At 72.3% G+C, this 2,827-nt stretch carries 2 protein-coding genes; one reads left to right on the top strand and one right to left on the bottom strand.

Going from position 1 to position 2,827, the window contains the following annotated elements:
• Positions 1–199 precede the first annotated feature (199 nt).
• A complete protein-coding gene (locus AB0G02_RS34005) occupies positions 200–841 on the bottom strand; it encodes a WHG domain-containing protein (RefSeq protein ID WP_360802623.1) in 642 nt (213 codons plus the stop codon).
• A gap of 133 nt (positions 842–974) precedes the next feature.
• Between AB0G02_RS34005 and AB0G02_RS34010 the strand changes: the two genes are divergently transcribed.
• Positions 975–2,827 (top strand): M6 family metalloprotease domain-containing protein (locus tag AB0G02_RS34010; protein ID WP_360802626.1); only part of this gene is annotated, 1,853 nt, incomplete at its 3' end.

Genomic DNA, 2,827 nt, shown 5'->3' on the forward strand with positions numbered 1-2,827 from the left:
CGCGTCGATCAGGGCGGCGGTGTCCTCGGCGTGGACCTCCGGGCGCTGCTCCTCGTCAAGGGTGCCGGGCCGCGCCGCCGAGGCGAAGCGGTTGGACATCGCCACGACCCGGTGATGACCGGCCAGGTGCGCGGTGAGCCGGTCGAGGATGCCGGCGTGACCGACACCGCCAGGCAGGAGCAGCAGCGGTGGGCCGTCGTCACCGCGTCGGTCGTAGCCGAGGGTGGTGCCGTTGAGGGTGATGGTCGTGGTGGGGATGGGCGTCTCCAGTCTCGATCTCGGACCAGGTGGTCAGGGTGTGGTGCAGGGTGTCGACCGCCCGCCGCCACGAGGCGTCGAGGCTGCGGTCGGCGGTGAAGCCGCCGGTGGCCTCCAGGTCGCTGAAGCCGTGCAGGGTGCTGCGCAGCAGCCGGACGGCATCGGTGGCGTCCGGTTCGGACAGGTCGTAACCGCGCAGCAGTGCGTAGCAGACCTCGACGATGCGCGCGGTGCCGCCGGACTCGACGAGCCGCTCGGGCGCGACGGGGTGCCGGGTCGCGGCATAACGGCCGGGATGGCCGGTGGCCAGCGTGCGGTAGGTGTCGGCGAAGGCGCTGAGGGCGGCACGGCCGGAGCGTCCGGCGATGGCCTCGCCCAGCGCGTCGGCCCATTCGCCGAGCGCGCGCAGGGCCACGCGCTCCTGGAGGTCGGCCAGGCCCCGGATGTGGGTGTAGAGGCTGGCGTCGCGGACGCCGAAGCGCTTGGCGAGCGCCGACAACGTCAGGTGCTCGAAGCCGATCTCGTCGGCCAGGTCCGCGGCCGCGGACACCAGGGCGTCCGGGGTGAGCCTCTCGCGCGCCATGATCGACCTAATCTCCCTTTGGTTCGTCCTAATGTCCTTAGGATGTCCGCACCCGGGCGTTCCGTCAACTGACAACGCGTCCCGCGAGCGCTACCGGCCGTTAGCGTGGGGAGGCCGACACTTCGGAGGTGGCATGTACCGCACTCGGGTTGGTCGTGGGCGCCGGCGCCCCCTGCTCCTGGTGACCGCGTTGTTCTCGGTCGCGGCGCTGACCGCGGGCACCACCGGTGCGCAAGCCGCTCCTCCGGACGTCCCGCCGCACCCCTGGCAGCAGGACCACTGGCCGCAGCAGCAGCCGTGGCAGCAGTCCCGGGACGAGGCGCGGGTGGCGGCGCGAGCCGGGTTCCCCGGTCCGGTCGACCCGCAGAACTGGGTCAACCCGGACCACATGACGTGGGAACGGGACTACCGCCCGGTCCCCGGCACGAACTGGGCCGACCCGTCGGCCAGGGGATCGGTCCGCACCTTCAAGGGCGCGCTGGTCCTGCTCGACTACCCGAACCAGCCGTTCGTCGTGACGCAGCCGCCGCGGTCGACGGTGTTCGGCAACCCCAGCGTCGAGGCGCACGACGTCCCGCGCGACCGGGTCGCCCGGTTCTACCAGGACTTCCTCAACACCCCGAGCGCGCTCAACCACGGCCACACCGTGCACGAGTACTGGATGGAGGACTCCGGCGGGCGCTACGGCGTCGACCTGACCGGGTTCGGCCCGTACACCATGCCCGGCAAGGACCACGAGTACGCGATGGAGTTCCAGGAGGGCACCGCCTGCCCGGCCGGGGACACGTGCGACCGCGACCTCCGCACCGACGGTCGTGCCGCGTGGGTGGCCGACGTCGGGGCCGAGGTGCCGGCCGGGTTCGACTTCGTCTACTTCCTGTCCGCGGGCCAGGACGAGTCCGGCACCTGGCAGGAGTTCGGGATGATGAAGTTCCCGACGAAGGAGGACGTGCCCGACGCGTTCGGCCCGCCCGACGAGGCCCTGCCGAACTGGTCGCGCACCCGGTACGTCGACTGGACCTCCTGGGCGGCGGGCTCCAGCCTGTGGCCCAACGCGGGCGGCGGTTCGTCCACGCAGGCGGAGAGCTCCGGCCAGGGCGTGTACGCGCACGAGCTGAGCCACCTGCTCGGCATCGGGGACAACTACAACAACCCGTACGGCAACCCACCGCGCCGCTCCTACACCGGCATCTGGGACATGCTGTCCCGCGGGTCGTTCAACGGCCCCGGCGGTCCGCACTCGCGCTGGGTCATCCCGGCGACCGCGGGCGCGTCGATGGGCGCGCAACACGTGCTGCGCAACAAGATGAAGCTCGGCATGGTGGACGAGCGCAACGTGCTGCGCCTGTCCCGCGAGGCGCTGGCCGGCTCCGGCGTGGTGATCGCGAAGGTGACCGCGCGGACCGTGCAACCCGGACCGGACGGGCTCTCCGGCGTCAACGTCGTGCTCGGCACCGGCGACCTCGCACCCGCCTGCGACGTCCGCACCGACCCGCTGTGCGACGGCGGCGGCTACCAGAACTACACGGTCGAGGTCGTGGACCGGATGGGCTCGGACTCGTTCACGCCCGACGCGGGCGTGCTGCTCGCGAAGACCAAGGACGAGGACCGCGCGCCGTTCGCCTGGGTCGTCGACGCCAACCCGCAGGACATCGGCATGACGGACTACGTCCTGCCGGACGGGCGGAAGGTGCCCATCACGATCGGTGACTACCGGCAGCTGGCCGACGCGCTGTTCCACGCCGGCACGGACTCGGGCAGCGAGTACGAGTACGTCGACCGGGCCAACCGGCTGCACTTCTACGTGCTGGACGTCGAACGCGACAGCCGGGGCGTCCTGTCCTACACCGTCGCGGTCCGGTCGCTCGACGGCGCCGGCCCGCAGCGGCGGGGCGTGCGGGTCGTGCCGACCGCGGCCCGCGCCGGTGCGGACGGCGTGGCGACCTGCCGGTTCCCGCAGCTCAACACGGGACGCGCCGCCGCGCC

It is taken from the genome of Actinosynnema sp. NPDC023658, assembly GCF_040639995.1.
In the GTDB taxonomy this organism is placed as follows: Bacteria; Actinomycetota; Actinomycetes; order Mycobacteriales; family Pseudonocardiaceae; genus Actinosynnema.

What these genes read in the sequence shown, in the direction of transcription:
- AB0G02_RS34005 (WP_360802623.1), bottom strand. Translation starts at nt 841, where the DNA reads ATGGCGCGCGAGAGGCTCACCCCGGACGCCCTGGTGTCCGCGGCCGCG.